Source organism: Dyadobacter sp. BHUBP1 (genome assembly GCF_050587785.1).
Classification (GTDB): domain Bacteria; phylum Bacteroidota; class Bacteroidia; order Cytophagales; family Spirosomataceae; genus Dyadobacter.
On the sequence record NZ_JBOBIH010000003.1, the window covers coordinates 72,030 to 95,674 of the forward strand.

The following is a 23,645-nucleotide window of genomic DNA, read 5'->3' on the forward strand; positions in this document are numbered from 1 at the left end:
GTAGATATGAACTTGTTTTGTAGAGATATATTTACTTTTCGGTAAAAGGGACTACTCCCAGGGATAATTTTTCAGAAAAAAATTAGGGTAAGGCTTCATACGGTTGTCGATTTGATGCATGCGGTTCTTACCGGCGGACTTGAAGGCCTGCAATGGAAGCCGGGTACTGTGTGCATTCAGACAATTATTTCTCAAATGCATTACCCATGAAAAATTTGCTTTTCAATCCATCCCGTCTATTCTTCATCAGCATACTCCTGATCACCAGTTCATTTGGCGCAGTGGCCCAGCGCGATAGTTCCGCAGCAGTGCACATTGGTTTTATTTATCCGGTCAGTTCCAATGGCAAGCATGCCGCATCCGTTACCAACCGGTTCTCGCTACACGCTATTGCCGGACTTTCCAAGGCCGAGACAGGCGCATCTATTGCGGGTGTGGCCAGTGTGGTGAAACAAAATGTAAGCGGGGCGCAAATCGCCGGTGCTGCGAATGTGATCGGAGGTTCGGCTAGCGGTGCCCAGATTGCGGGTGTGGCCAATGTAATCGGTGGAGGTGCGACGGGCGCTCAGCTGGCCGGCTTTTCCAATATCACGGGAGGTGAGGCGCGTGGAGCTCAGATTGCGGGCTTTCTGAATCTCGCCGAAGCGTCGGGTGCGGCGCAGGTGGCCGGTTTTGCGAACATCGCTAAAAAGGATGCGAAAGGTTTGCAGCTTGCCGGGTTCCTCAACAAGGGCGGCGATGTGAATGCCCAGGTTGCGGGTTTTGCCAACGTCGCCAGGAAAGTGAAGGGTGTCCAGCTGGCGGGTCTCATCAATATCGCCGATAGCAGCGATTATCCGATCGCGATCTTCAACTTCATAAAAAACGGGGAGAAGTCTGTGGCCGTTACCATAGACGAAACGATGACGGGCATTGTGTCTTTCCGCTCGGGTGGCCGTGTGCTGTATGGCATAGCGGGTGTCGGATATAATTTTAAAGACAATCCCAAAGCGATGTACGCGGCCGAGGGCGGTCTGGGGGCGCATATTCCCTTGGCTGGCAGCCTGCGGCTTAATTTAGAGGCAGTCAGTACGACGCTTACTGATTTTCACGGCGGGAGTTACAATAAGAACGCGCTCCGCGTGTTGCCGGCATTGAAATTGGGTGGTCGTTTTGAAGCCTTCGCCGGACCGACGCTGAACTACGTATCGTACGAGCGTGAGAATAACTACGATTTTATCAAGAAATACATCTGGAAGAACAACAGTTCCAAAGACTTCCAGGGACTTTTTGTAGGGTTTAACGCGGGTATGCAGTATATATTCTGATGCAGGCGCTACGGTTCAGGCTGGCCCTATGGGGCTGGCGCTCCCTGTCGGACCTGATTTTCCTGGTCCTGTTCCGACTCTGGCCTTATCGCCGCAATATGGTGCTGCTTAATATGGCCCGCTGCTTCCCGACGCGGTCTGAAAAGGAGATCCGCCAAATGGTAGCCGCCTATTTCCGCCACCTCGCCGATCTCATCGTGGAACCGTTTATGATCCGCGGGACAGCGAGGGCGAGTCTTGGTAAATTGGTTAGCTACGAGAACACCGGATTGATCGACAGACTTTTGGCTGAAAAGAAGAGCATTGTACTCATGGCCTCGCATTATGGAAATTGGGAATATCTGCTCTCACTACCGCTGCAAACCAACTGCCAGGTGCTAGCCGCATACTCGCCGGTCTCGAACAAATGGCTCGATAACTGGCTTCTCAAAATGCGGGGGCGTTTCGGAGCCGTGATGATCCCAAAATCGGAATGGTACCGTCGGACGCTGGGTTGGGATCGGGAGTCCTCTGCTATTTTTGTCACCATTGCCGACCAACGGCCGCCGGAGTCGGGTAAGTATTATCTCAATTTCATGAACCGGAAGACCTTTGTGCAGTCGGGTGCGGCGCGTATTGCCGTGCAACGCGACTGTGCGGTGGTATATCTGGACGTTACCCCGCGGGAGCGCAATGCCTATAATTTCAGATTCCGGCTTATTACCGCTCAGGCGCGTGAACTGGGCGAGGCGGGTATTATGGAGCATTACTATAAGGCCCTGGAAAACACCATTGAACGGCAGCCGGAGCTTTGGCTTTGGTCGCATAACCGCTGGAAATTCCATTGGCGGCAGGGCCAGAAGCCGGTCAATGCCTTGAAATTGTTGTAATATTCAGCAAAGGGTAGGTCTTTTCCCCAACTCTCAGATTTTGAATCGTTTTTATAAGTAATTGTTTTTTAGGGCGTTGTGTGAAATAGGTTCAAGGGGGAACCATAATTTTACCAGGCGGCGGTCAAATCAATTTATTTACCAAAACGAAGCATTATGAGAAAATTAGCATTCATGGGTGTGTTTGTGATCGCCGGGATGGTGGCAGCATGTAATGACGACGACGATCCGACAGACCCAACTCCCGTATTGCCCGAATTGAAAGTGTCCACGACGCTTTCAGGCGCAAACGAAGTACCCGCTAATCCATCAACAGCTACCGGTTCCGTGGATGGTACATTAGACCAGGAGACGAGGATTTTAAGTCTCAATATCATGTACAGCGATTCATCGGCATCGGATTCAACAGGCGCCGACTCGCTTTTTGTACCAACCGGCTGGCACATCCATAAAGGATCGCCCGATTCGACAGGCGCGGTAGTGATCGACTTCGGCACCGATTTCAAGACCCCCTTCGCATTTAAAGACACCCTTACCGAGGCACAAGTGGCGGATCTGAAAGCAGGCTTGTATTATGTAAACATTCATACAGCCAAATATCCGACCGGCGAGATCAGAGGTCAGTTGAAAGCTGAGGAATAACCCGCTGATCCGGCACTCGTTGCAGTGCAAAAACAAGAGCGGCGTCCTCATGGAGCCGCTCTTTTGTTTTGAGCTGACAAGTAGTAATGCTGATTTAGAACAGGCCTTTCGCTTTCTCGAGCGCCGCGTCCAGTCCGCCGGCATCGGAGCCGCCCGCTGTGGCGAAGAATGGCTGGCCGCCGCCGCCGCCGCGGATTTCCTTCGCGAGATCTTTTACGATCTTGCCTGCATTGAGGCCTGTTTCCTGCACGATGTTCTCCGCGATGAACACTGAAAGCTGTGGTTTACCTCCGATCTCGGCGCCAAAAACGGCAATCAGGTTTTCGACCTGGTCACGCAGCTCGTAAGAGAGTTGCTTCAGCGAATCTGCGCTCGGAACATCCACTTTCTGCACGATCAGATTGAAAGTGCTGTGAGTTTCCATATTGCCGATCAATGTGGTTTTCAGTGCCTGGATCTTCTCATTTTCGAGCGCAGCAATTTTTTTCTGCAAGGTCGAACGTTCTTCGATCAGGCTTTCGACCGCTTTGACCAGGTCGGACTGCCCTTTGAGCAGGTCTTTGATCTTGTTCAAAGTTTCTTCCTGCTGGCGCATCAGTTCCAGTGCTTTTTCGCCGGTTACCGCTTCCACGCGGCGCACACCTGCTGATACCGATCCTTCTGAAATGAATTTGAACACGCCGATCTCGCCTGTCGAAGGCACGTGCGTACCCCCGCAAAGCTCAAATGAGAACTTAGGGTCGAAGATGATCAGGCGTACGAAATCACCATATTTCTCACCGAAAGTGGCCGTAGCGCCCTCATCCAGCGCTTGCTGAATAGGTACATTCCTTCTTTCTTCCAAAGCGATATTTTCGCGGATCTTCTCATTTACACGGTCTTCGATCTTTCTCAGCTCTTCGTCGGTCACTTTCGAGAAGTGGGCAAAGTCGAAACGCAGTACTTCGTCGTTCAGGAACGAACCTTTCTGGCTTACGTGCGTACCGAGCACCTCGCGCATGGACGAGAGCATCAAGTGCGTAGCCGAGTGGTTGGCTTTGATTTTATTGCGACGGTCAATGTCGATTTTAGCAGTGATAATACCCGCTCCTGACAATGCCTCATCCAGATTTTTATCTCTCGAAATATGTACAAAAAGGTCGTTCTCCTTCTTGGTATCAACAATATTAATCCTCCTTTCTCCATCCTCCTTGCTCCCCAGAATCAGGGCACCAGTGTCTCCCACTTGTCCTCCCATCTCGGCATAGAAAGGTGTGCGGTCGAGTACGATATGGTACTCTTCGCCAGCCTTGGTTTTTACCTTGCGGTATTTCACGATATGGCTGTGTGTTTCTTCAAAATCATAACCGAGGAATTCTACGCCGTCATACTCGCGCAGCTCGACCCAGTCGGTAGCCTCCTTGGCTGCATCCTGGCGGGAGCGTTTTTTCTGCTCGGCCAATGCATCCTGGTAACCAGCTTCGTCGATCTGGAAGTTCTTTTCGCGTGCGATCAATGCGGTAAGATCGACAGGGAAACCGAATGTATCGCTTAGCTCGAACACTTCGTCACCCGGAATGGTATTGAGGCCGGTCTCTTTTAGTCCTGAAATAATGCTGTCAAGCCTTTTCAAACCTGATTCCAGCGTGCGCAGGAAGCTCTTTTCTTCTTCCAGGATCACACGCGTCACAAATTCTTCCTGGTCTTTCAATTCAGTGAACACATCCTTGAACTGCTCGGCCAGTACTGGCACCAGTTTGTGGAAGAATGGCTCCTGGAAGCCCAGGTAGGAGTACCCGTAACGCACCGCGCGGCGGAGAATGCGGCGGATCACATAACCCGCCTTTACATTGGAAGGTAGTTGACCATCGGTAATTGCGAAGGAAACCGCGCGAATGTGGTCGGAGATCACGCGCATCGCGATATCCGCGAAAGGCTCGTCGTTCTGCCCGTATTTTTTGCCCGAAAGCGTTTCCAGTACAGCAATGGTGTTTTGGAAGACGTCCGTGTCGTAGTTAGATGTTTTTTGCTGGATAGCCATGCAAAGGCGCTCGAAACCCATTCCGGTATCAACGTGCGTCGATGGGAGGGGGATCAGCGAGCCATCGGCCTTGCGCTCGAACTGCATAAATACCAGGTTCCAGATTTCCACCACTTGCGGGTGGTCGTTGTTCACGAGCGATTTACCGGATACTTCGGCAACCTCGGCTGGCGAACGCAAATCAATATGGATTTCCGAGCAGGGGCCGCAAGGACCCGTGTCACCCATTTCCCAGAAGTTGTCCTTTTTATTGCCCAGGATAATGCGGTCTTCACCTACAATGCCTTTCCAAAGGTCCCATGCTTCCTGGTCGAATGGTACGCCATCGGCTTCATTTCCCTCAAATACAGATACATAGAGCCTATCTTTGGGTAGTTTATAAACCTCCGTCAGCAATTCCCACGCCCAGGCAATCGCCTCTTTCTTGAAATAATCACCAAACGACCAGTTACCAAGCATTTCGAACATGGTGTGGTGGTAGGTATCAAAACCCACATCTTCGAGGTCGTTGTGCTTTCCTGACACGCGCAAGCATTTCTGGGTATCCGCGATCCGGCGCGACGGAGGCGTGCCGTTACCGAGGAAAAAGTCCTTGAACTGCGCCATCCCTGAGTTGTTGAACATCAACGTGGGGTCGTTCTTGGCAACCAATGGCGCCGAGGGTACTATTAAATGCTCTTTGCTGCGGAAAAAATCAAGAAAAGCCTGACGTATTTGATGCGAGGTCATTGTGTCTGTTTTGGTACTGCTAAATCCAATATGAAATTGGGCGCAAAGGTAACGAAAAATCTCGATCAGTCGGGCTTATATACTAGCTTTCCAATGTTGTAAGCACCAAAGCAGCCCAGGCCGCCCTCGATGTTATTGTGGATGACGGATGGTTCGGTGAAGGGATTCTCGGTGTCCATCCGCTGCTGTAATGAGCGATGGTATTTGAAGTAGTTCACGTCGGAATTATAGACCATCATCGTGACGGAAATAAGCTGGCATTTGGAATAAAATGGCTTGGGCGCAGTGTCCTGGGTTTGTATCGGGGAGAAGGTCGGCATAAAGACTTTGCCGGTGGGTGACGAAAAGAGTGAGCCATCCAGATTCCGGTCGGACTGCCATTCACTGCGTCCGGATGCTACGTCCCATGAGAAATCGAATTGGTTTCGTATCCTTTTTCCCTTTACACCCGGATCCGGGACGTTGTATTCTATTTCTGCCACCGCCCTTACCCGGTAGTAATTCGTATCGTTCGGGATATCCTGCCACGTCATTTTAAGCGTAAGCGATGTGTCCTGGTGCGTGAACAGGCTTTTTGTTGTGGTATCGATTACATACGATTTATTAACCGGCGCATTCGGTGGGACGGTGCAGTTTGCCCTGACCTCCCTGGTACCACCCGAAACATGCAGCGAGTAAGTTTTTGCCGCGACGATCGGGAACCTGCTTTGATCGACACTGTACAGCTGACTACCGGGGTCGTATGGAAGAACTATTTCATTTGATCCATCCGAAATCCTGACCATTGCGGTTTTTATTATGTCTTCTTTTACGCCCGTACCGGAGAATAATGGCGCGGATTGGGTAACAGCGACATTGATCCTGTCGTTTTGCGGCGAAATAAAGGAATGCACAACCAATTTGGATGTTGCTTTTGGTAATCTGGACATGGGAATGTCGTTGACTAACGTTTCGCAGGAGGTCAGAGCCACCAGAACGAGAACAAACGATATCGGTTTCATAAGTGTGCGGTTCAAAATTTAAAATTGTAACTGAAAGACGGCAGTATGGGAAACAGCGAATATTTCTTTAATGCATTCTTATTCGCTTGTTCGGTGTCGATGTCGTAGAAGAAGGGGTTTTTTCTACTGTAAGCGTTATAGAGGGCAATTTCCCATGTCCTTTCATACCGCCTTTTCTGTTTATGAAACTGAATAGCCACGTCCAGTCGATGAAATGGCTCGGCTCGGAAATTGCTTCGTCCGGAATACTCCGTCATTTCGGTATTAACTAAATGAGCGTCGTTACCGATCGTGGCGCCCATGAATCTCTCCATGACTGCCTTGTACCCTGAAACCGGCAGTGTAAGTGCATTCCCCGTTCCATATACCCAGTTGGCCGACAGTGTGATACGCTTGTTGACTTCATATATGCCAACAAGGGAAATGTCATGGCGCCGGTCGTGCCTCGGATAGAACGTCTTCCCGAAATTGAGCTCCGAAAAATTCCATCGGGTCCAAGACAAAGTATAGGCAATCCAACCCGACAGTCGTCCCGATTTCTTTTGCACCAACAGTTCGCTTCCGTAAGACCAGCCCTGACCGGCCGTTACATTATCCTGCCAGTTTATTTCGTTGGAATTTTCGCCTTCCAGGTTCAGAAACGAAGCCCCCTCTTTGTAGGAAAGGATATGGTCCATCTTTTTGTAGTAACCTTCCAGCGTAACGGTTAGCGCCGGTCTTTCCAGGTATCGGGCAAAACCACCTGCGAATTGTTCCGAACGTTGCGGCACAATTTTCCTCGTGGCTGGTACCCAAAGATCGGTAGGCAGGCCGATGCCCGTGTTGGACAGTAAATGCACATACTGGTTCATGGCAGCGTAGGACAGTTTCATGGAGAGATTCAGAGCCAGTTGGATAGCGGTGGAAACCCGCGGTTCCGGGCGGACGTACGTTTTGCCCTGCGTGTTGAAGGTACTTAACCGGATCCCGCCATTGATTTTTAATGCATTGAACAAATGCCAGTTGTCTTCGGCATAGATTCCGGTTTCGAAGGATTCGAAAGTTTGAGAGGGCTGGTTTGCCGAGGTATTAATATCCGTTCCGGCAATCGCCAGCACAGACGGTCTGGATCTGTGGAATGTGCCTTGTAATCCAAACTTGATGGTGTGCCGTGCAGTAGGGTAGTAATCAAAGTCGGTTTTTACGCTAACATCCCTGATTCTGGAATTGTAACAATAGCTGTTGTACCCGATTTCGGCGCCTTCGCTGTTGAGGTCGGTAAACGCATTCAGGACGCCGAAGTCGAAGTTGCTGAAAATTAACGAGGAGTTGGCGAACAGTTTTTGCGAAAAAAGATGGTTCCACCTGAAGGTGCCGGTTGCATTGCCCCAATTCAACTCGCTGTTTGACCGGTAGAATATACTTTTTTCATGCATGTAAAATTTATCCCTGCCAAAGTAGCCGCTCAGGTACAGCTTATCTTGCGGGCCGATGTCAAAATTCATTTTAGCATTCAGGTCGTAAAAGTAATAGCCTGGTTTTACACGGTCTTTCTGGCCTTTTTGTGCATGGGCGATAATTGGGGCAGCCAGTACGTCGGCATACGTCCTCCTGGCAGAGAGCAGGAATGACGACTTCTCTTTGCGAATGGGCCCTTCCAGCGTCAATCGTGAGGATAGCAAGCCGATCCCTCCCTCACCGTGCAGGCGTTCTTTGCTGCCTTCTTTCATGTTCATTTCAACTACTGATGAAAGTCGTCCTCCGAATCTCGCCGGAAAGCCTCCCTTGGTAAGCTCCACGCTTTTGATTGCATCACTGTTGAAAACAGAAAAAAAGCCGAAAAGGTGGTTGGCATTGTACACGACAGCGTCGTCCAGAATGATCAGGTTCTGGTCCGGCCCGCCTCCGCGGACATACAGGCCCGTCTGACCTTCCGTTCCCTTCTGAACGCCCGGCATCAGTTGGAGGACTTTCAGTACATCCTTTTCTCCGAAAAACGCCGGAATTTTCTTGATTTGTTGAATAGGAATGTCGATCTGGCTCATTTGGACGTTGCTTGACGGATCTTCGTAATGCGCCGTAACGACCACTTCATCAAGCTGGTTGTCGGGGACAAGCCAGACGTTCAGCGTTCCATTTCCTTTCAATCCGATTTTACGGTCCTGTCTTTGATAACCGACCGACGAAAAGGAAACGACGGCAGAATCGGTCTTAGGGAAAGTCAGCGAATAAAATCCATATGTATTGGTAACCGTGCCATAGGAAGTCCCCGAAATGTACACGTTAACGCCGGGCAATTGTTCCTGACTCTTCTGTTCCCGGACGAAGCCGCTTATGGTTATACGTTGCGCTAGCACGGCAAAAGAAATAAATGCCAGCAGAATTGAAAAAAGGACTTTCATAGTTTTAAAATTTAGCGTGTGGATGAAACAGTAATTTCAAATTATCGTCACCTCGAAATGCCGCAGGCAGTCGGGATCGATCAGCGAGGCATCCAGACAAATAGGATTTACGACGAACCGGACGCATTTCGCCAGTTCGGTGACCTTAATGTCCTGTTTCGGTTTCCAGAAATAGGCCTTTACGCCGCGCTTGGCGGCGCGATCGGAAATGATTGTCATGTGCTGTCGTTTTTGCTTTTACCAATATGCTATTTGTTGAAGAGTGCCTCAAAGCCTTGCCACAGGCTATCGCGCTCGTTAGGCCGGAGCACGATTTTCCAGCGCACCCTGGATAGGACTTTTCTGGTTTTATCAAACCGGAACACTTCCCACGGCACGTGACTTTTGTTGAGAATATTCTTCCAATTCTTATCATCAAGCCATTTTCCGTTAGCAATGCGCTCCTGGATCGCCAGGTAAGGTTCATAGTCGGCGTACAGGCTTCTGATAATCGGTTCGTGCCCTTCGGCTGTGATTTTGAGCTGGGCGTTGAGGGGAAAACGTAGTCTGCCTTTGCCGCCTGAGAGTCTGGCTGTCCCGGTTTTTTCGCCTGCAACAAAGATGTCGACGGTGCATCTCCTGACACCTTTGCCGGTAGTGGGTGAAACTACGGAAAGGTTGGCCCGCGCGATCAGCGCGGTGGGTTGCGTTTCGTTTTTCGTGCGGAAGTATATCGGCGAAGTGAATGCGACGGAACGCTTTCCGCCGGGAAAGTCTTTTCTGATGTTGCTTTGTTCCGCATTCCGGCAAAAAGCAAGTACGTCCAGATCCCGCGGATTTTCCCAGGTGTTACTGCCATACACTTTCACGACATACCAGGCGTCATCCTTTTCGCTTAATTTATGTCGGGTTGTGAATTGCCTGGGCTTGTCGGCCCTCAAATCCCAAAGGTGCGCGATTTCGCCATTGCGAAACAGCACCACATAGGTAAGAAAATCACCCGCATCGCCCGATGCATATACTTCAATATTCAGTTCATGGGATTTCGGGGTGGCCCGGATAATATCCCCCAATCCATATTTCCGATCGATGTCGACAAAAACGATGGGGCCGGAGGTAACGAATGTCCGGCCTTTTCTTACGGCGCCGGTAATTTGCTCTGTCGGGTCATTGGTAAGGGTGGTATCGATACCGAAGTAAGTGCGCATGGACCCGTACCAGAATTTATTATCGCGCGGATAACCGCCGTCAAGCTCAGAAAAAGCCGGCATCAGGTAGCCCTGATTCAGGACGTTGAACCAGATGTTCTGGTAATAATAGTTATCGGACATGTAACCCATGACGGCCATGCCGCCCCAGGGATTGCCGGACAATAACCCAAAGGAAAGGTTGCTGGCGATGTTGGTGGTGAATTTGCTGATATCGCCCCTTTGCTGCCACCAATAGGAGGTAGGATGGGCCACAATGGCTATTGCGCCCTGTGTTTTTGCGTACTGCGATATCACTTCCAGGTCGGGAATGGACCTGAATTTGAGCCACGAGTATTCCCAGTCCGCGTTTTGTTCCGACTGATAATATTGTGCCTCATAGGTAGAGTCGATCAAGTTGCCAAAGTTGTTGAGCGTACTTTTTAGTCCCAGCCACCACACATGACTGGTGCGGTACTTGGGCATTTCCGCCCCGTAAAACAGGCGAAACCGGCGATCGCTCACCAGCGCGTAAGCGTATTTCCAGGTGCTGTCGTTATATCCCGCCCATCCCTGGCAGGCACTGATAAAGTCTACGCCCTGGGCCAGGCATATATTGCGGACCTGCCGAAGCATGGTATCGTTAGCAGGCATTTCGGAGTAAAGGTGCGCATGACCATCTCCGTTGATCCACCCTCTTTTTTTGAGTTTTACCCACGGTTGTAAGCGGATTCGTGCATCCGTTCCCGCACCTTTATCTACTTTGAATATATGATCCTGGGCCACATAATCGATGCCATGGACAATTTTTAAGTGGTAAACACCTGGGTGGAGCTGCAATGAAAATGTGCCGTCCTCTTCTGTAAAAATTCCGTCGCAATGCTCGTAGTAAGTGGCTTGCACCTTTCCCGAAGTATCTCTCACAATGATTCTTGCGGCTACCGGTTCATCGGTTTCGGCGTCCACTACGCTACCTTTTATTCCCTCAAAACCGGCTAGCAGGTTTAGCTTGGTTTCGGGCACCTGCGCAGTTAATTTGCCCTGTGCGAGACATGCGGTAAATAAAAGTGCGATGAATCTTGAGTGTATCATGATCAGTTCTGGATTAGCAGCGGGTTGAGGTCTATTTCCACCTGCGGGATGGGGAATAACTTATGCTTGTCATACTGGAAGTTGGTTTTGCCCTGGTCGTACAGAACGGATGTTGCGTAGTCCTTTCCCCAACGGATCAGGTCAAAATAGCGCTGCCCTTCCAGTGCCAGCTCTACCCGCCGTTCATGGCGGAGTCGCTGCCGTAAAGCGGCCTGATCACCTGGTGGCACGGGTGGCATATCCACTCCCTTCCTCGCACGGACGGTGTTGATGTCGGCCATCGCATCTTTCAACCGTACATTTTGCTCGATCAGCGCTTCGGCGTGGATCAGAAGCACTTCGGCGTAACGCAGTACGATGTAGTTGATCCCCTCGCCGTTAGTCCAGCCGTTCACGGCCTCGCCCATGGTCGCCGGGTCGAATACGTACTTGCGTGCAAGATAGCCCGTAACTGTGTTGGGCCCGTTTTCGGGGTCGTAAGGTTGCCCGAACCGATCGTCACCAGGGCTGAAAACCGTATAGCGCAGCCGCGGATCGCCTTTTTCGTAGGCCTTCACCAGTTCTTTCGTCGGATTATTGAACCCCCATCTGCCGAAGTCTAGGCTGATCTCCGTGCCGCCGCCCCAGCCATTGGTTTTAAATGCCTGGACTTCAAAGATCGATTCAATGGTATTCTGGTCGTTCTGGTTATTGAACTGGGCCAGGTAATCGGTGGTCAAAGCATAGTCGCCGGATGCCATTACCGCTTCGGCGGCTTCGGCGGAGGCGGCCCACTTTTGCTGGTAAAGCAGTACTTTGGCAAGCAGGGCCATGGCCGCACCTTTACTTGCCCGGCCGAGGTTGGCTGTGTTCCTGTACACACTCACCGATGGCAGGTAAGTCCGCGCTTTCCGCAGGTCGTTTTCAATGAAAGCCCATGTTTCAGCCTCGCTTGCCCTGGCTATGTGGGTCTGCTCGATTGTCGTAATCGGAGCTTCAACCAGCGGGACGCCACCGAACACTTTGACCAGATCGAAAAAGTATAACCCGCGAAGGAAGTAAGCTTCGCCCAGGCACCGTTGTCTCAGTCCCGCCGTCTTGAAGATGCCTTCGGAAGCACTCTCGATACCACGGATGACTACATTACACCGGGCAATGCCCACATAGGCGCTGCCGAACCAGTCGCGAAGGTTCGGGTTGTCGGGGAAGACGTTGAAATCCTGCAAGGCGCGTTCCTGGATGTTGTTGGGATCGACCGGCGTTTCCGTATCATCCGACATGATGTCGCCGAGGATCCACATATCATTGAAATAATGGCCCTGCATCGGATCGCCGCGGCCCCATAGCAACGGCTCGTAGGCAGCATTGACGAAAAGGACGGCTTGCTCTTCGGTAGTGATACTTCCGAGCACGATTTCGCCCAATGGTCGTTTTTCCAGAAAATCCCGGCAGCCGGTATTCGGCAGCATCAGGAAGGCGACGAAGAATATTTTAAATGAGGTTCTCATACAAATGTGTGCATACTGATCAAAATATAAGTGACATTCCGAAAGTGATGGTCCGGGACTGGGGGTACTTTCCCTTATCGGCCCCAACCTCAAGATCGGCCCCGCGGCCGTCCACAAATTCCGTCGATGGACCCATTTCCGGATCAAAGCCCGAATAGCGGGTCCATGTAAGCAGGTTTTGCGCCGTCGCATACAGCCGGATACGCGACAGACCCGCTTTCTGAGTTAAATGGGCAGGTACCACGTAGCCGATCTGCAGGTTTTTCAACCTGAGGTAGGAGCCATCCTCAACCCACCTGTCCGACACCCGGGCATTATTGTTGGGATCGGAAATGTGGACGCGTGGCTCCGAGTAGCTTGTGCCTTCGCCCGTCCATCTGTTTCGGATGTCGGCGAATTTATTGAACAGGTTGGTGCCGCTTTGCGCCCGCATGGCCAGTTGATTATAGATTTTGTTTCCGTATACGCCCTGAAACAGCAGTGATATTTCGAAACCTTTATAGCCGATGTTTCCATTTATGCCAAACAGCCAATCGGGTATCGGGCTGCCGATCTTTGTCTGGTCTTTGGCATTGATCACATGGTCGTTGTTGAGGTCTTTGAAACGGATATCTCCGGCGGCCGTACCGATTTCCTGCTTTGCGTGACTTTTTACTTCCTCTATATTCTGGAACACGCCGTCGGTTACGTATCCGTAAAAACTGCCTACCTCGTCGCCTGCGAACGTTCGCGTGAGCAAGGCCCCCTGCGTGCCGCTCACCGGGCCCAGAATATAGCTGATGCCCGGGTTCAGGGCAAGTACCTTATTTTCAAGGTAGGTAGCGTTAAAGCCTGCCCCGTATTTGAAATCACCGGAACTTCTGTTCATACTGATGCTTACCTCCGCGCCGCGGTTGCGGATTGATCCGGCATTGACGCTGACGGTAGAGGCCCCGGATAATGAAGAAACCGGTTGGTCCAGCAGCATATCACTGGTTTTTCGTAAGAAGTAATCGGCTGTAAGTTGTAATTGGTTGGTAAAAAAGCCGATGTCGATCCCTACGTCGGTTTGGGTGCTGGCTTCCCACACCAGCTTGTCGGAGGCCAGTTTGGCGCCGCCTCTTCCATTCGTAGGAATGCCAAGTCCGTCATAATAAGTCTGAGAGCCCGGTCCAAATGCATACTGCAGCCCCGTACTGACTGTGTTATAGGCGGCATAGTTGTCGCCGACCTCCTGATTGCCGAGTTGTCCCCAACTGGCGCGTACTTTTAAGTCGGATAGCCAGGCCTTGTCCCGGAGAAAGGGCTCTCCGGAAATGCGCCAGGCCGCCGAAAACGACGGGAAATTGCCCCATCGGTGTCCCTTGGCAAACCGGGAAGTACCGTCGCGCCGGAAACTGGCGCTGAAGAGGTAACGATCGAGAAATGCGTAATTCAGGCGGCCTACGAGCGATAGCAACGACCAGGCAGTGGCATTTCCGTCGACGCGGCCCAGGTCGATGTTTTGCGCGGCGGTGATGTAGCGGTTGTCGGGGTCGTCGGTGATGAAGTTGTCCCCTTTCATAGTTAGAAATTCATATCGCCCCGACTGGGCGTCCAGGCTCACAATGGCCGATAAACTATGTTGTTCGCCGATACTCTTATTGAAAGCCAGCGAGTTTTGCCATAACGGTGAATAAGACATATCCGCATATTCGACCAGGGAGTTAGGTGTCGCGCCAAATGCCGGGACATAGTTTTTGTTCCTCGAATAATTGAGATCCAACCCGAAATTGCTTCTGAACTTCACTGCGCTGGCAATCTCATATTCTGTGAAAATATTTCCGAATAGCCGCAGCCGGTTACGCCGGTTCTCCGTACGATAGGCCTGTGCGATCGGATTCGGATCCATGGCCGATTCCGCATATTTGCCATTGTCGTCATGCACTGCGTCGAAAGGCCTTTTATAAACCGCATTGGCCAGGACGCCTCCCAGTTCGTTGGTCCTGATCTGGTTGCCCGAGGAATGGCTGATGGTGAGATTCTGGCCGATCTGCCATTTAGATTTGATCCAATATGAGGTATTGAGGCGAAATGAGACCCTTTTGAAATCGCTGTTCGGCAGAATGCCTTGCTGGTCGAGGTAAGCCGCCGATAAAGCATATTGCGACTTCTCGGTGCCGCCGGAAACAGAAAGGTTATAATTTTGGGTAGGAGCGGTACGGAACAGCTCGCGCAGCCAGTCATGGTTCGCCCCCAACGTATCCGGACGCCCGAACGCGGGCACTTTCCCGGCATTGATATACGCTTCGTTGATGATGGTAGCATATTCCGGCACATTCAGTAACCGCGGCAGCCGCCATGCGGTTTGGAGCCCGTAGTATGTGTCGAACGATACCCTGGTTTCACCAGTTTTGCCTTTTTTGGTTGTCACCAGTATCACCCCGTTCGCAGCGCGGGAGCCATAAATACTCGCCGCAGCCGCGTCCTTCAATACTACAACCGACTCGATGTCCCTGGGGTTAAACAGGTTCAGCGATTCTGGTCCGGTGGGCGTACCATCGATCACATACAGCGGATTGTTGTTCCCAATCGTCCCCGTCCCGCGAATTCTCACCATAACGTCGGAGCCCGGTGCTCCCGAGTTGGACGAAACGAAGACCCCCGAAGCCTGCCCCTGCAATGCCTGGTCCAGACCGGTAACGAGCATTTTTCCGATATCCGCAGATTTGACGACCGAGATCGCGCCGGTGATATCCCGGCGGTCCTGTGTCCCGTAGCCGATCACAACCGCCTCTTTCAGGACTGTAACATCCTGCTGCAACGATATGTCCACGAATCTCTGACGGCTTGCAGCCACTTCCCGGGTGGTGTAGCCTACACATGACAATATCAGTGTTCCTTCGTCGGCTCCTGATGAAAGCGTGAATGCACCTGTGGTGTCGGTCATGGTACCTTCCGCGGTGCCCTTGAGTTGAACGGTGACTCCAGGCAAGGGCCTGCCGGTGGCAGCTTCGGTAACCCTTCCTGAGAATTCTTTTGGAGAACCCGGAGCTTCGGCGATTGCTTCCGGTGAATGGCCTGGCGTCGCGGGGTCTGCCGGGCGGGAATAGCTGTTTGACTTCCCCGCAAAAATGTAATAAAATCCATTGGCAGCTTTCCTGAAATGCAGGCCATGTTCCATCAGCAGGTATTTCAATGCTTCTTCCACGGATTTGGATTCGGAGTCACGGTCAGAGACAAATTTGTCGTTTATCAGATCGCTATTGTAAACGATCGACACATTGAAGCGTTTTTCCAACTCTGCCAGGGCCTGCCGGAGCGGCTTTGGAGCTACGCTGAGAACGCCGCCTGTGCGAACAGCGCTCGTGGCCTGTGTGGTAAACGGTCCGGTTTGGACGAACAGGAGAATACAGGCTAGCCGGAAACACCGTAAGTTTGTTTTCATAGATCCTCAAAAATTGGTCAATAAAATACCGTAGGCCACAAAAAGCTTTTCAAACCAGGAATGTCGGGCAGCCCGTTCGGTCGGCTAATGGGCACTTATGAATACTTTGTTCTGTTTACGGTCGATCCGTAGATCAAATGAACCGGAGAGGGCTTCGAGAAAGGTGTCGAGATCGTGAACGGGAGCGGTGCCCGAAAGCTTCTTATCGAGCAGTCGCGGATCGTCGATCACCACATCCAACCCATAAGTATCCCGCAACATGTTCACGATCTCCCGAAGTGGGGTATTATCAAAAACAAGTTTGTGCGTAGTCCAGCGATCATACTCGGCAGGGTTTACTTTTTCGTGCCTGACTACTGCGGCATTTGGCGTAATTTCGACCAGCTCACCCGGCTTCATGATTACTTCGCGGGCAGATTGGCCGGTCGTGGATAGCCGTATACTGCCCGAGCGGAGTACGACCTGTGAGCCGCCAGCGCGATGTCGGACATTGAATTCGGTACCCAGTACTTCGATTTTTCCTGTGCCGGGCATCACGACCCGGAATTTTTGAAGGTCGGGTGTTTTACTGACCCGAAAGAAAGCCTCTCCCTGCAATTCGACCGTTCTTACTGCTCCGGTAGTGATATGGAAGTCGATGGCCGAATTGCCATTGAGTGTCACCACGGAGCCATCGGATAGATTTACATTTCTGATTTCCCCGAACCCTGTCTCATAATGTTCAACCGCGAAAGGGGAGAAACGGTATATGGCCAAAGCAGCAATCAGGATGATCCCCGCTATGGCCGCGGCGGCCAGGTAGTATCGCCGCCGGATGGGTTTCTCCCTGTCGATGCGCGTTTCAGGGAAAATAAGCCTTTGTTCCAGGACCTGATAGCGTTGCAGGATCACACGTTCGGAAATAGGGGCCAGGCCCACTTTCCCGCTTTCGATCGTTTCGTCTATGAGCCTGCCATACAACTTCCGGTGTTTGTCAAATGCCATCAGCGCGATGAAGCTCGTGACTTCCTCTTTTGTGCATTGATCGTCGATAAACCGGCGCATCAGATTTATAGCCTGAACATGCTTCATGTTTTTGTCGTTTGCAGTAAGACCGTCGTGAGCCGGTTGTCATATGCTCCGCTGGCAAACTTATTTCAGAAGGGCTACGAAGATCAGTTTCAGGAGTGTGATGTTGTACCGGCGCAGGTAGTCTTTCACCGACCGGGTACCTTTTACAATATGGTCATTGACCGTGCCGGTGGTAATGCCCATCTGCGCGGCTACCTCTTCGTAACTTTTTCCGTCGATTTTGCAGAGCCTGAATATTATCCGGCGTTGGGGAGGAAGTTGTTCAATGGCCTCATGGAGTAACTTTTCATATTCCTGTTGTTCCAATTGCGCTTCCGAATCGGAGTGGAAGTGTTGTGCGCCCTGGATGATCTGATCCATGATGTTGGCCTCCCGGGATGCCCTCGCCAGGAGGTTGAGGGTCATGTTTCGGCAAATGGCATACAAATAGCCTTTGAAATACCGGACACCTGCCAGCATTTCTCTGCTTTCCCAGATTTTTAGAAATGTATCCTGTGTAATATCTTCCGCCAGTTCGGCTGATTTGGTGAATCTTAATGCATAGCTGAAAATGGAGCGGTAGTGGTGGATGTACAGCTGCTTGAAAGCCAGTCTGTCGCCATTTGTCAGTAATGACAAAAGCTCTTCCTCGGGGAGATGTGAATACTTTTGCAAAATAGTCCTGTTATAGTGTGTTTTTGCAAATGTATTCAAATTTGAAAACTCCCTCAATGCCAGTTGCTTTTTTCAAACCGGCCGCTAATACACGAGAATCTTGCGGTCCGCAACGGGCTCTCCCAGCCGGTTCCGGATCTTTAAGATATAGACTCCTTTGGTAAAAGACGAAACATTCAGTTGCAGAGCAATACCGGGACGTATGCCGAAGCGACGCACCATATGACCACGCAGGTCGAATACCCCGACATGGTACGGAGCGCCGCGTTCCTTTTCTCCGGTAAAAAGCGTGATCTCGTACAGTTCGCGCGCAGGATGTGCCACACGCAAACTGACGTCCTTTCGGCGTGCAGAAGCCGGGTTGTTTTGCTGTAGCGGTGGAGCGGGAGTGGCAGGGCTGGTGAAAAAGGCGAATGCAGCCATGGTGACCGCCATTTCCTGGATTGTAAATTCTGACATTTCTACGGCTTCCCGCGCATCGGTATACCGGCGGAGAACGGGATACGGGTCCGCTTTCTTGAAGCCGGCCGGATAGCGGTTAGCCGGGTCCTGGATCGCAAAACTGGAAGGCCTGTTCATGACGAGCGATGCAGCCGGCCCGAAGACAGGCACACCGGGAACTGGTTTGGGGAATTTCCCTGGCACAGTCGACCAGTGGAGTGGGTACTTCGGGCTTCGTTTGCCCGATCCGGTTATAAATGTCGTGGATAGCGGATTGTTACCCAGCGGGATATCGAGCTGGATTTTCGCGAGATCCAGCAGTTCGGGCTTGTCAAGCAGGTGACTGAATATAATGCAGTCAAATGCGTAGCTCTGCGCCATACCGAAAGTACCGTAGCCGATAAATTCCTTGAACGGGTGATATGCCCCATGATATGCGTGTATTTGCATTGTCCGCTTTTGGTACTCGACGAGAAGTTCCGTGTCCAGTTTGTTTTTGAATTCGTCGATGTGTATTTGCGACACAGGGTATTTGGTAGTAGAATATGCCCAGATAGCCTTCATCGTATGCTGTTGCCAGCTCATGGTTGCCGAAAACTCGTGCGGGATCTTGCTGTACCAGTTGAGGAAATCCTGATGGTAAGCCATTTCGCCGGTAGTCTTGTATAGTTCCGCAGCTGCCCAGGCCCGGTTGTCCCGATCGTCGGGATCGGGGTAGGGGCCCGCCGAGATACCGGGTACATTCACCGGTGCGGACGGATCCTCGTGATCTTTCAGGAACGACCATGCTTTTTTCGCCATACCGAGGCAGGTATCCGCATAGGCGGGGTAAAAGTCTTTAAAATTCCGGTAGGCCATCGCCATAGCGGCTGCGAACATCGCTGTGGACTGGGTTGTTTTTTCGGAAATAAAGAGCGTGTTTTTTTCGTCGCCGGGCAGGCCGCTGGACCAGGTCGCAGGGGTGACCCTGAAATAGACACCGCCGTCGGGTGCCTGCATTTGTTTGAGCCAGTCGGTTTCGTATTTAAGCTCGTCGAGTACGTCGGGGACATTGTTTCCACTTTCCGGAATCTGCAGGTGGCCATCCGGAAATTTTTGCGGGTAAAGCTCATAGGCCGTAAACAAAATAAACAGGGCGCTGGCCGCGGTCGGGATATAACGCCCGTAATCGCCGGCATCGAACCATCCCCGGGTCATCGGCAGTTGGGTGCCAGGAGGAAAGTCGGTAGAGCTGTATAGCGGAGATGTAAGATGGGACGCGTGAATCTCCGCCGTGGTAGCCGGAAGCGCCTCGCGGGCCCAGTCGCCTGCATAGGGTTGTTCGAGCCGGCCCGTACGCTGGTAGTAAAGGGCTCTTCCGGAATCGTAACAGACGTTCTCGTAAACCTGATCAGAAATTTGAAAGGTCTCGGACCGCCCGTAACCCGGTACGTAGAGGTAATATTCTCCCGGTGTGGTAAATGCCGAAAAATCCAGGTCTACCACCCATTCACCGCTGAAAGTGGTGTCGGCTTTGAAAAATTTGCCTTTTTGCCCCCAAGCTACCTGTCCTGAAGTGCTGACCACCTGAAACGTCGGCGGATCGATGGTGTCTAAGGGCATAGCCCACAGATCTCCCAGGAAATTACCGAGCTTGCCCAGCTTGGGGCTGTCGGGGAGATAGCCGATCTGATTGGCTTTCACATTTCCGTAAATCTCGCTGTCGGAAAAAACAAAGCTCGTATCCAGAAACGTGTTGTTTCCCGAGAGATCCTGAATGTCTTCTGCATGAAGGCTGTAAGATTGGCCTTCGGCAAGCGGTTGGTCAAACAATAAGAAAAGCGTTACGGACACCAGCGGGCTGCCGGACAACGGTTTCAAACCACTCACATAGTAATGCAGGCCCACGCGGGCCGGATTAACACCCCCTTGGTAGGCGCCGTCGGTTTCGCTGGCAAGTGTATAATACATTGGTTTGCGGCAGCCGTTGGTATCGATTTTCTCATTGATTTTCAGCATGAGTACCCGATCCGACAGCGGTTGGCAAAGGATCCCAGGATTTGTCAGGTCCGCTACTGAAACATTGTCGATAAAAAACATCAGTTGGGGGACCGGCGATTTGCTGAATTCCAGGTATTCTACTGAGCTGAGATCATAAGCGGGAGTTTTTAGCAGGTTGAGCGGTATCCGCACTTCCTGATAGCTCGTCGAAAGCGGACCGCCACCGACGATAAACGGGTCGATATCGACCCAGTTGCTTTGGGCGAAATAGGTAGTGAGCCGGACGGCGGTAGTTTGTCCCGCCTGATTGGATTTGATGAAAAAACGCAGCTCATCGAAATCGGATATGTCGGCACGCCACATGCCGCTGCAATTGAATCCGATGCGCGACGCATGGAAATTATCGGGTTCTGCGCGGAAGCAGTAATTCCCTGCGTAGGCATCGGGGCCGGGCACGACGCTGCCGTATGCCTTGTAGCAGGAGGCAGGATCGGCCACTTCACCGTCCCAAAGTATTTTGTTCTGTGCCGTTAGCCATCCCGGCAGACAACACGCCCAAAGGATAACAGAGCATAGTCTTTTCATAGCCTCGTGTTGGTCAGTTTCAGACAAGACAAACGCCACGGCACGAACATATGCCCGTATGGAGCAAATAGTTCAGGAAATCCCATAAATCACTATACCCCACAGTACAGGATGGCTTTTTTGGGAATAATTTTCTAACTCCTCCAAAAGTGAGTATAAACCCCGAAAGGCCTCCTTTTTTAGACATAAAGCTTAACAAACAAATAATGCCGAGGATGGTTTAAATCCGGATTTAGGTTTGATAAGCTCTAAAATTCAATCTACTAATATCGATGAAACCGTTTTCAGAGTTATCGGCTGAGGAGTTGGCAATGGAAAACCTCTTCATAAGATGGGTACGGTTTCCTGATGATCCGCCAATCCGCTCGTTTTGGGAAAACTGGATACTCAAATACCCCGCGCAGAAGGATACCGTTGCCAAAGCCCGTGAGCTGGTACTCATTGCCTCCGACTGGAAGCCCGACGGCCTTTCCAGCCAGGATGTGAATTCCATCTGGGGCCGGATCATGAACTCGCTCGACATTATGGGGGATCGTGATTCGAGAAAGAATGCGCAAGATGGTCCCGTTAGCGGCCTCTCGACCGGTAACATCGTGCTGATCCTGATGTCGGTCACATTTCTCCTTTTTATCTTTTACTTTATATTAGGAAACCACTAGGCCCATCCGCCTTCCTGCTTCTGATTTTATTATTTCCTGAAAAATATTGACTTTTTTAAGGGTGATGGGAGAATTCTGCGTCACCTAAAAATCATTGTGCAGTTACATATTGCCAATGGTTGCCTAAACCGAAAAAATTGGCCAATCTCAGCGAGCATGGAAGCTATAAACCTGACTAACAACCGGAAATTGGATCCGGCTGACGCCATTGTATCCGAAGCTGTCACACCTCAGTCGTCCGGGCAGTCGGTCTCACCCCTCTGGAATATGCTGAGGGCCGGGAGCGGGGAGGCCTTCGAACAGATTTTCAGGCTTTATTATCCATCGTTGCTCAATTACGGGCTTCGTTTCAATAAAGACGACGAAGAGGTGAAAGACTGCATTCAGATCCTTTTCATGAATATATGGGAGCGAAAAGCGTTTCTAGGTAATTCGGATTCTATCCGGAATTACCTGCTGGCATCCCTTCGCCGGCTGATCCTTAAACGGGCAAAGGCGAGTTCGATGACAGTCACGCTCGGTGATGAGGATTCGCTTTTTCACGTCGAACTATCGGTGGAAATGCAGATGATCCACGACCAGACGCTCAAAGAAAATGTGCTTTCATTGCAGAATGCGATTCAAAACCTTCCTGCGAGGCAGAAGGAGGCATTATACCTGCGGTTTTACAACGAACAGTCGTTCGCTGAGATCGCACTGATCATGAATATTTCTACCCGCGCTGTTTACAAACTTATTTACAAAGCACTGGATGCATTGAATGAAGAACTCGCGCCGCAGGGACGTGACGTACCTTTTGTGCTGGGCGTTTACATGGCATTACTGGGTGCCGGAAGCGTCATGGTGGATGGTGTAGAAGTTATTAAGGAGTTTGTATAAAAATTTTTACAAAAAATTTAACCGGTCGAGGGTCACTTCCTGTTTATTCTGGCTTTGTCAAAGTAAAGAATAAATATTATCCTATTGGAAGCGCACAAATATGACCGGTTCGGCTACAAGGATTTCGTCCTCGACGACGATTTTCGTGCGTGGCTCAACGGCACCGCCCCCGAAAAAGACCATCTGTGGGAGAAATGGCTTGTTGCCAACCCGTCCCGCCATGCAGAAATCGAAAAAGCCCGGAAAATTGTCCTCGCCCTGCATTTTCAGGGGAGATCCATATCGGATCATGACATCGGGCAACAATGGAAACGGCTCGAATCTTCCATGGCCGCTTCCGAGGCTGCGAAAGAAAACGAAACACCATCCCGTGGCATCAATCTCACCTGGATTTGGAGACTCCTTGCGGCCGCTTGCGTAGTCGTAGGAGCATTTTTCTTTGTAAACCGCTACCTCACCGGTCATCATGGCCCGGCCTCGGCTTATATACCCGTGGAGCACAAGGCGGCAAACGGCCAGCAGCGTAAGCTCGTGCTGCCCGATGGTACCCATGTGATGCTCAATGCGGGCTCATCGATTTCCTATCCTCAGGAATTTGAAGAGGATGTCCGTAAAGTAAGCCTCTCAGGTGAAGCATTCTTCGATGTCAGGCGGAACGAAAAGCAGCCCTTTGTGATCACGACCGGCGGCGTGGTAACCAAAGTGCTGGGTACCTCATTCAATATCAGCGCCTATCCCGAAAATAAAGCCGTGCAAGTGGCGGTGGTGAGTGGTAGGGTGAAAGTAAATGCCCAAATAGGCTCGGAAGACCAGAATGCATGTGTTTTCCTGAGCAAAAGTGAAATGGCGACTTTCCAGAAAGAAGCCGGCGAACTCATCGTAAGCACCTACGACGAAAAGGAGCAGATAGGCTGGAAAGATGGTATGCTATACTTCCAGAAATCGGACTTTCATTCGACCATTCTCAAACTGGAACGCTGGTACGGTGTGAAATTCGAGGTGGCGCCCGACGTGCGCATGGATGCCGACTGGCGGTTCAGCGGGAAGTTCCAGGATAAGCCGCTCGATTATATCCTCGGGGTAATGAGTTACCCCGGACGGTTCTCCTATAAGATCAGCAACAGCATTGTCAAACTCCAATAACCGAAACTACCGTATGCGGTCCGATACCTCCTGAAAAAAGAACCGGTAACCATCGCTGATTACCGGTCCGTGTGACTTTCCCGTGCTAAGAGTTGGCGCTCAATCAGGTAACGGGGAAAGTCACGTGTAATGA

At 51.2% G+C, this 23,645-nt stretch carries 16 protein-coding genes; 6 read left to right on the top strand and 10 right to left on the bottom strand.

Features of this window, described 5'->3' with window-relative positions:
- The first annotated feature begins 206 nt into the window (after positions 1 to 206).
- The 3 genes from ACQ4MZ_RS12585 (at position 207) to ACQ4MZ_RS12595 (ending at position 2,818) form a co-directional block, all read left to right on the top strand.
- Complete coding sequence (locus tag ACQ4MZ_RS12585; protein WP_430845430.1) at positions 207 to 1,307, top strand: hypothetical protein; 1,101 nt, start codon at positions 207 to 209, stop codon at positions 1,305 to 1,307.
- The gene (locus ACQ4MZ_RS12590) at positions 1,307 to 2,176 is read left to right on the top strand and encodes a lysophospholipid acyltransferase family protein (protein WP_430845431.1); all 870 of its coding nucleotides are present in this window, start codon (positions 1,307 to 1,309) and stop codon (positions 2,174 to 2,176) included. The genes ACQ4MZ_RS12585 and ACQ4MZ_RS12590 overlap by 1 nt, the downstream gene beginning before the upstream one ends.
- 156 nt (positions 2,177 to 2,332) lie before the next feature.
- Positions 2,333 to 2,818 (top strand): CHRD domain-containing protein, encoded by a 486-nt coding sequence (locus ACQ4MZ_RS12595; protein ID WP_430845432.1) that lies wholly within the window; start codon positions 2,333 to 2,335, stop codon positions 2,816 to 2,818.
- 94 nt (positions 2,819 to 2,912) lie between these two features.
- Here the strand turns inward: ACQ4MZ_RS12595 and alaS are convergent, their stop codons facing one another.
- The 10 genes from alaS to ACQ4MZ_RS12645 form a co-directional block, all read right to left on the bottom strand.
- Positions 2,913 to 5,567, bottom strand: a complete 2,655-nt coding sequence (gene alaS / locus ACQ4MZ_RS12600) for an alanine--tRNA ligase (RefSeq protein WP_430845433.1) — start codon at positions 5,565 to 5,567, stop codon at positions 2,913 to 2,915.
- 65 nt (positions 5,568 to 5,632) lie between these two features.
- A complete protein-coding gene (locus ACQ4MZ_RS12605) occupies positions 5,633 to 6,568 on the bottom strand; it encodes a DUF4249 domain-containing protein (protein WP_430845434.1) in 936 nt (311 codons plus the stop codon).
- Between the two features lie 11 nt (positions 6,569 to 6,579).
- A complete protein-coding gene (locus tag ACQ4MZ_RS12610) occupies positions 6,580 to 8,949 on the bottom strand; it encodes a TonB-dependent receptor (RefSeq protein WP_430845435.1) in 2,370 nt (789 codons plus the stop codon).
- 36 nt (positions 8,950 to 8,985) lie between these two features.
- Positions 8,986 to 9,168, bottom strand: coding sequence for a hypothetical protein (locus ACQ4MZ_RS12615; RefSeq protein ID WP_430845436.1), 183 nt, complete (start codon positions 9,166 to 9,168; stop codon positions 8,986 to 8,988).
- Positions 9,169 to 9,197: 29 nt separating this feature from the next.
- Entirely contained in the window at positions 9,198 to 11,207 is a 2,010-nt protein-coding gene (locus tag ACQ4MZ_RS12620; RefSeq protein WP_430845437.1) for a CehA/McbA family metallohydrolase, read from the bottom strand.
- A gap of 2 nt (positions 11,208 to 11,209) precedes the next feature.
- Complete coding sequence (locus ACQ4MZ_RS12625; protein ID WP_430845438.1) at positions 11,210 to 12,694, bottom strand: RagB/SusD family nutrient uptake outer membrane protein; 1,485 nt, start codon at positions 12,692 to 12,694, stop codon at positions 11,210 to 11,212.
- 19 nt (positions 12,695 to 12,713) lie between these two features.
- The gene (locus ACQ4MZ_RS12630; protein WP_430845439.1) at positions 12,714 to 16,100 is read right to left on the bottom strand and encodes a SusC/RagA family TonB-linked outer membrane protein; all 3,387 of its coding nucleotides are present in this window, start codon (positions 16,098 to 16,100) and stop codon (positions 12,714 to 12,716) included.
- A gap of 84 nt (positions 16,101 to 16,184) precedes the next feature.
- Positions 16,185 to 17,171: a FecR family protein gene (locus ACQ4MZ_RS12635; RefSeq protein WP_430845440.1), complete on the bottom strand. Its 987-nt coding sequence runs from the start codon at positions 17,169 to 17,171 to the stop codon at positions 16,185 to 16,187.
- A 60-nt stretch (positions 17,172 to 17,231) separates the two neighbouring features.
- Positions 17,232 to 17,825: an RNA polymerase sigma factor gene (locus ACQ4MZ_RS12640; RefSeq protein WP_430845441.1), complete on the bottom strand. Its 594-nt coding sequence runs from the start codon at positions 17,823 to 17,825 to the stop codon at positions 17,232 to 17,234.
- A gap of 84 nt (positions 17,826 to 17,909) precedes the next feature.
- A complete protein-coding gene (locus ACQ4MZ_RS12645) occupies positions 17,910 to 20,831 on the bottom strand; it encodes a glycoside hydrolase family 9 protein (protein ID WP_430845442.1) in 2,922 nt (973 codons plus the stop codon).
- 272 nt (positions 20,832 to 21,103) lie between these two features.
- Here ACQ4MZ_RS12645 and ACQ4MZ_RS12650 point away from each other — a divergent pair, with 272 nt between their 5' ends.
- From ACQ4MZ_RS12650 to ACQ4MZ_RS12660, 3 genes are all read left to right on the top strand, one after another.
- Positions 21,104 to 21,490: a hypothetical protein gene (locus ACQ4MZ_RS12650; protein WP_430845443.1), complete on the top strand. Its 387-nt coding sequence runs from the start codon at positions 21,104 to 21,106 to the stop codon at positions 21,488 to 21,490.
- A 156-nt stretch (positions 21,491 to 21,646) separates the two neighbouring features.
- Positions 21,647 to 22,369 carry an RNA polymerase sigma factor gene (locus ACQ4MZ_RS12655; RefSeq protein WP_430845444.1) on the top strand — a complete coding sequence of 241 codons (723 nt, stop codon included), beginning with the start codon at positions 21,647 to 21,649 and terminating at the stop codon, positions 22,367 to 22,369.
- A gap of 84 nt (positions 22,370 to 22,453) precedes the next feature.
- Complete coding sequence (locus ACQ4MZ_RS12660) at positions 22,454 to 23,512, top strand: FecR family protein (protein ID WP_430845445.1); 1,059 nt, start codon at positions 22,454 to 22,456, stop codon at positions 23,510 to 23,512.
- The last annotated feature ends 133 nt before the right edge of the window (positions 23,513 to 23,645 follow it).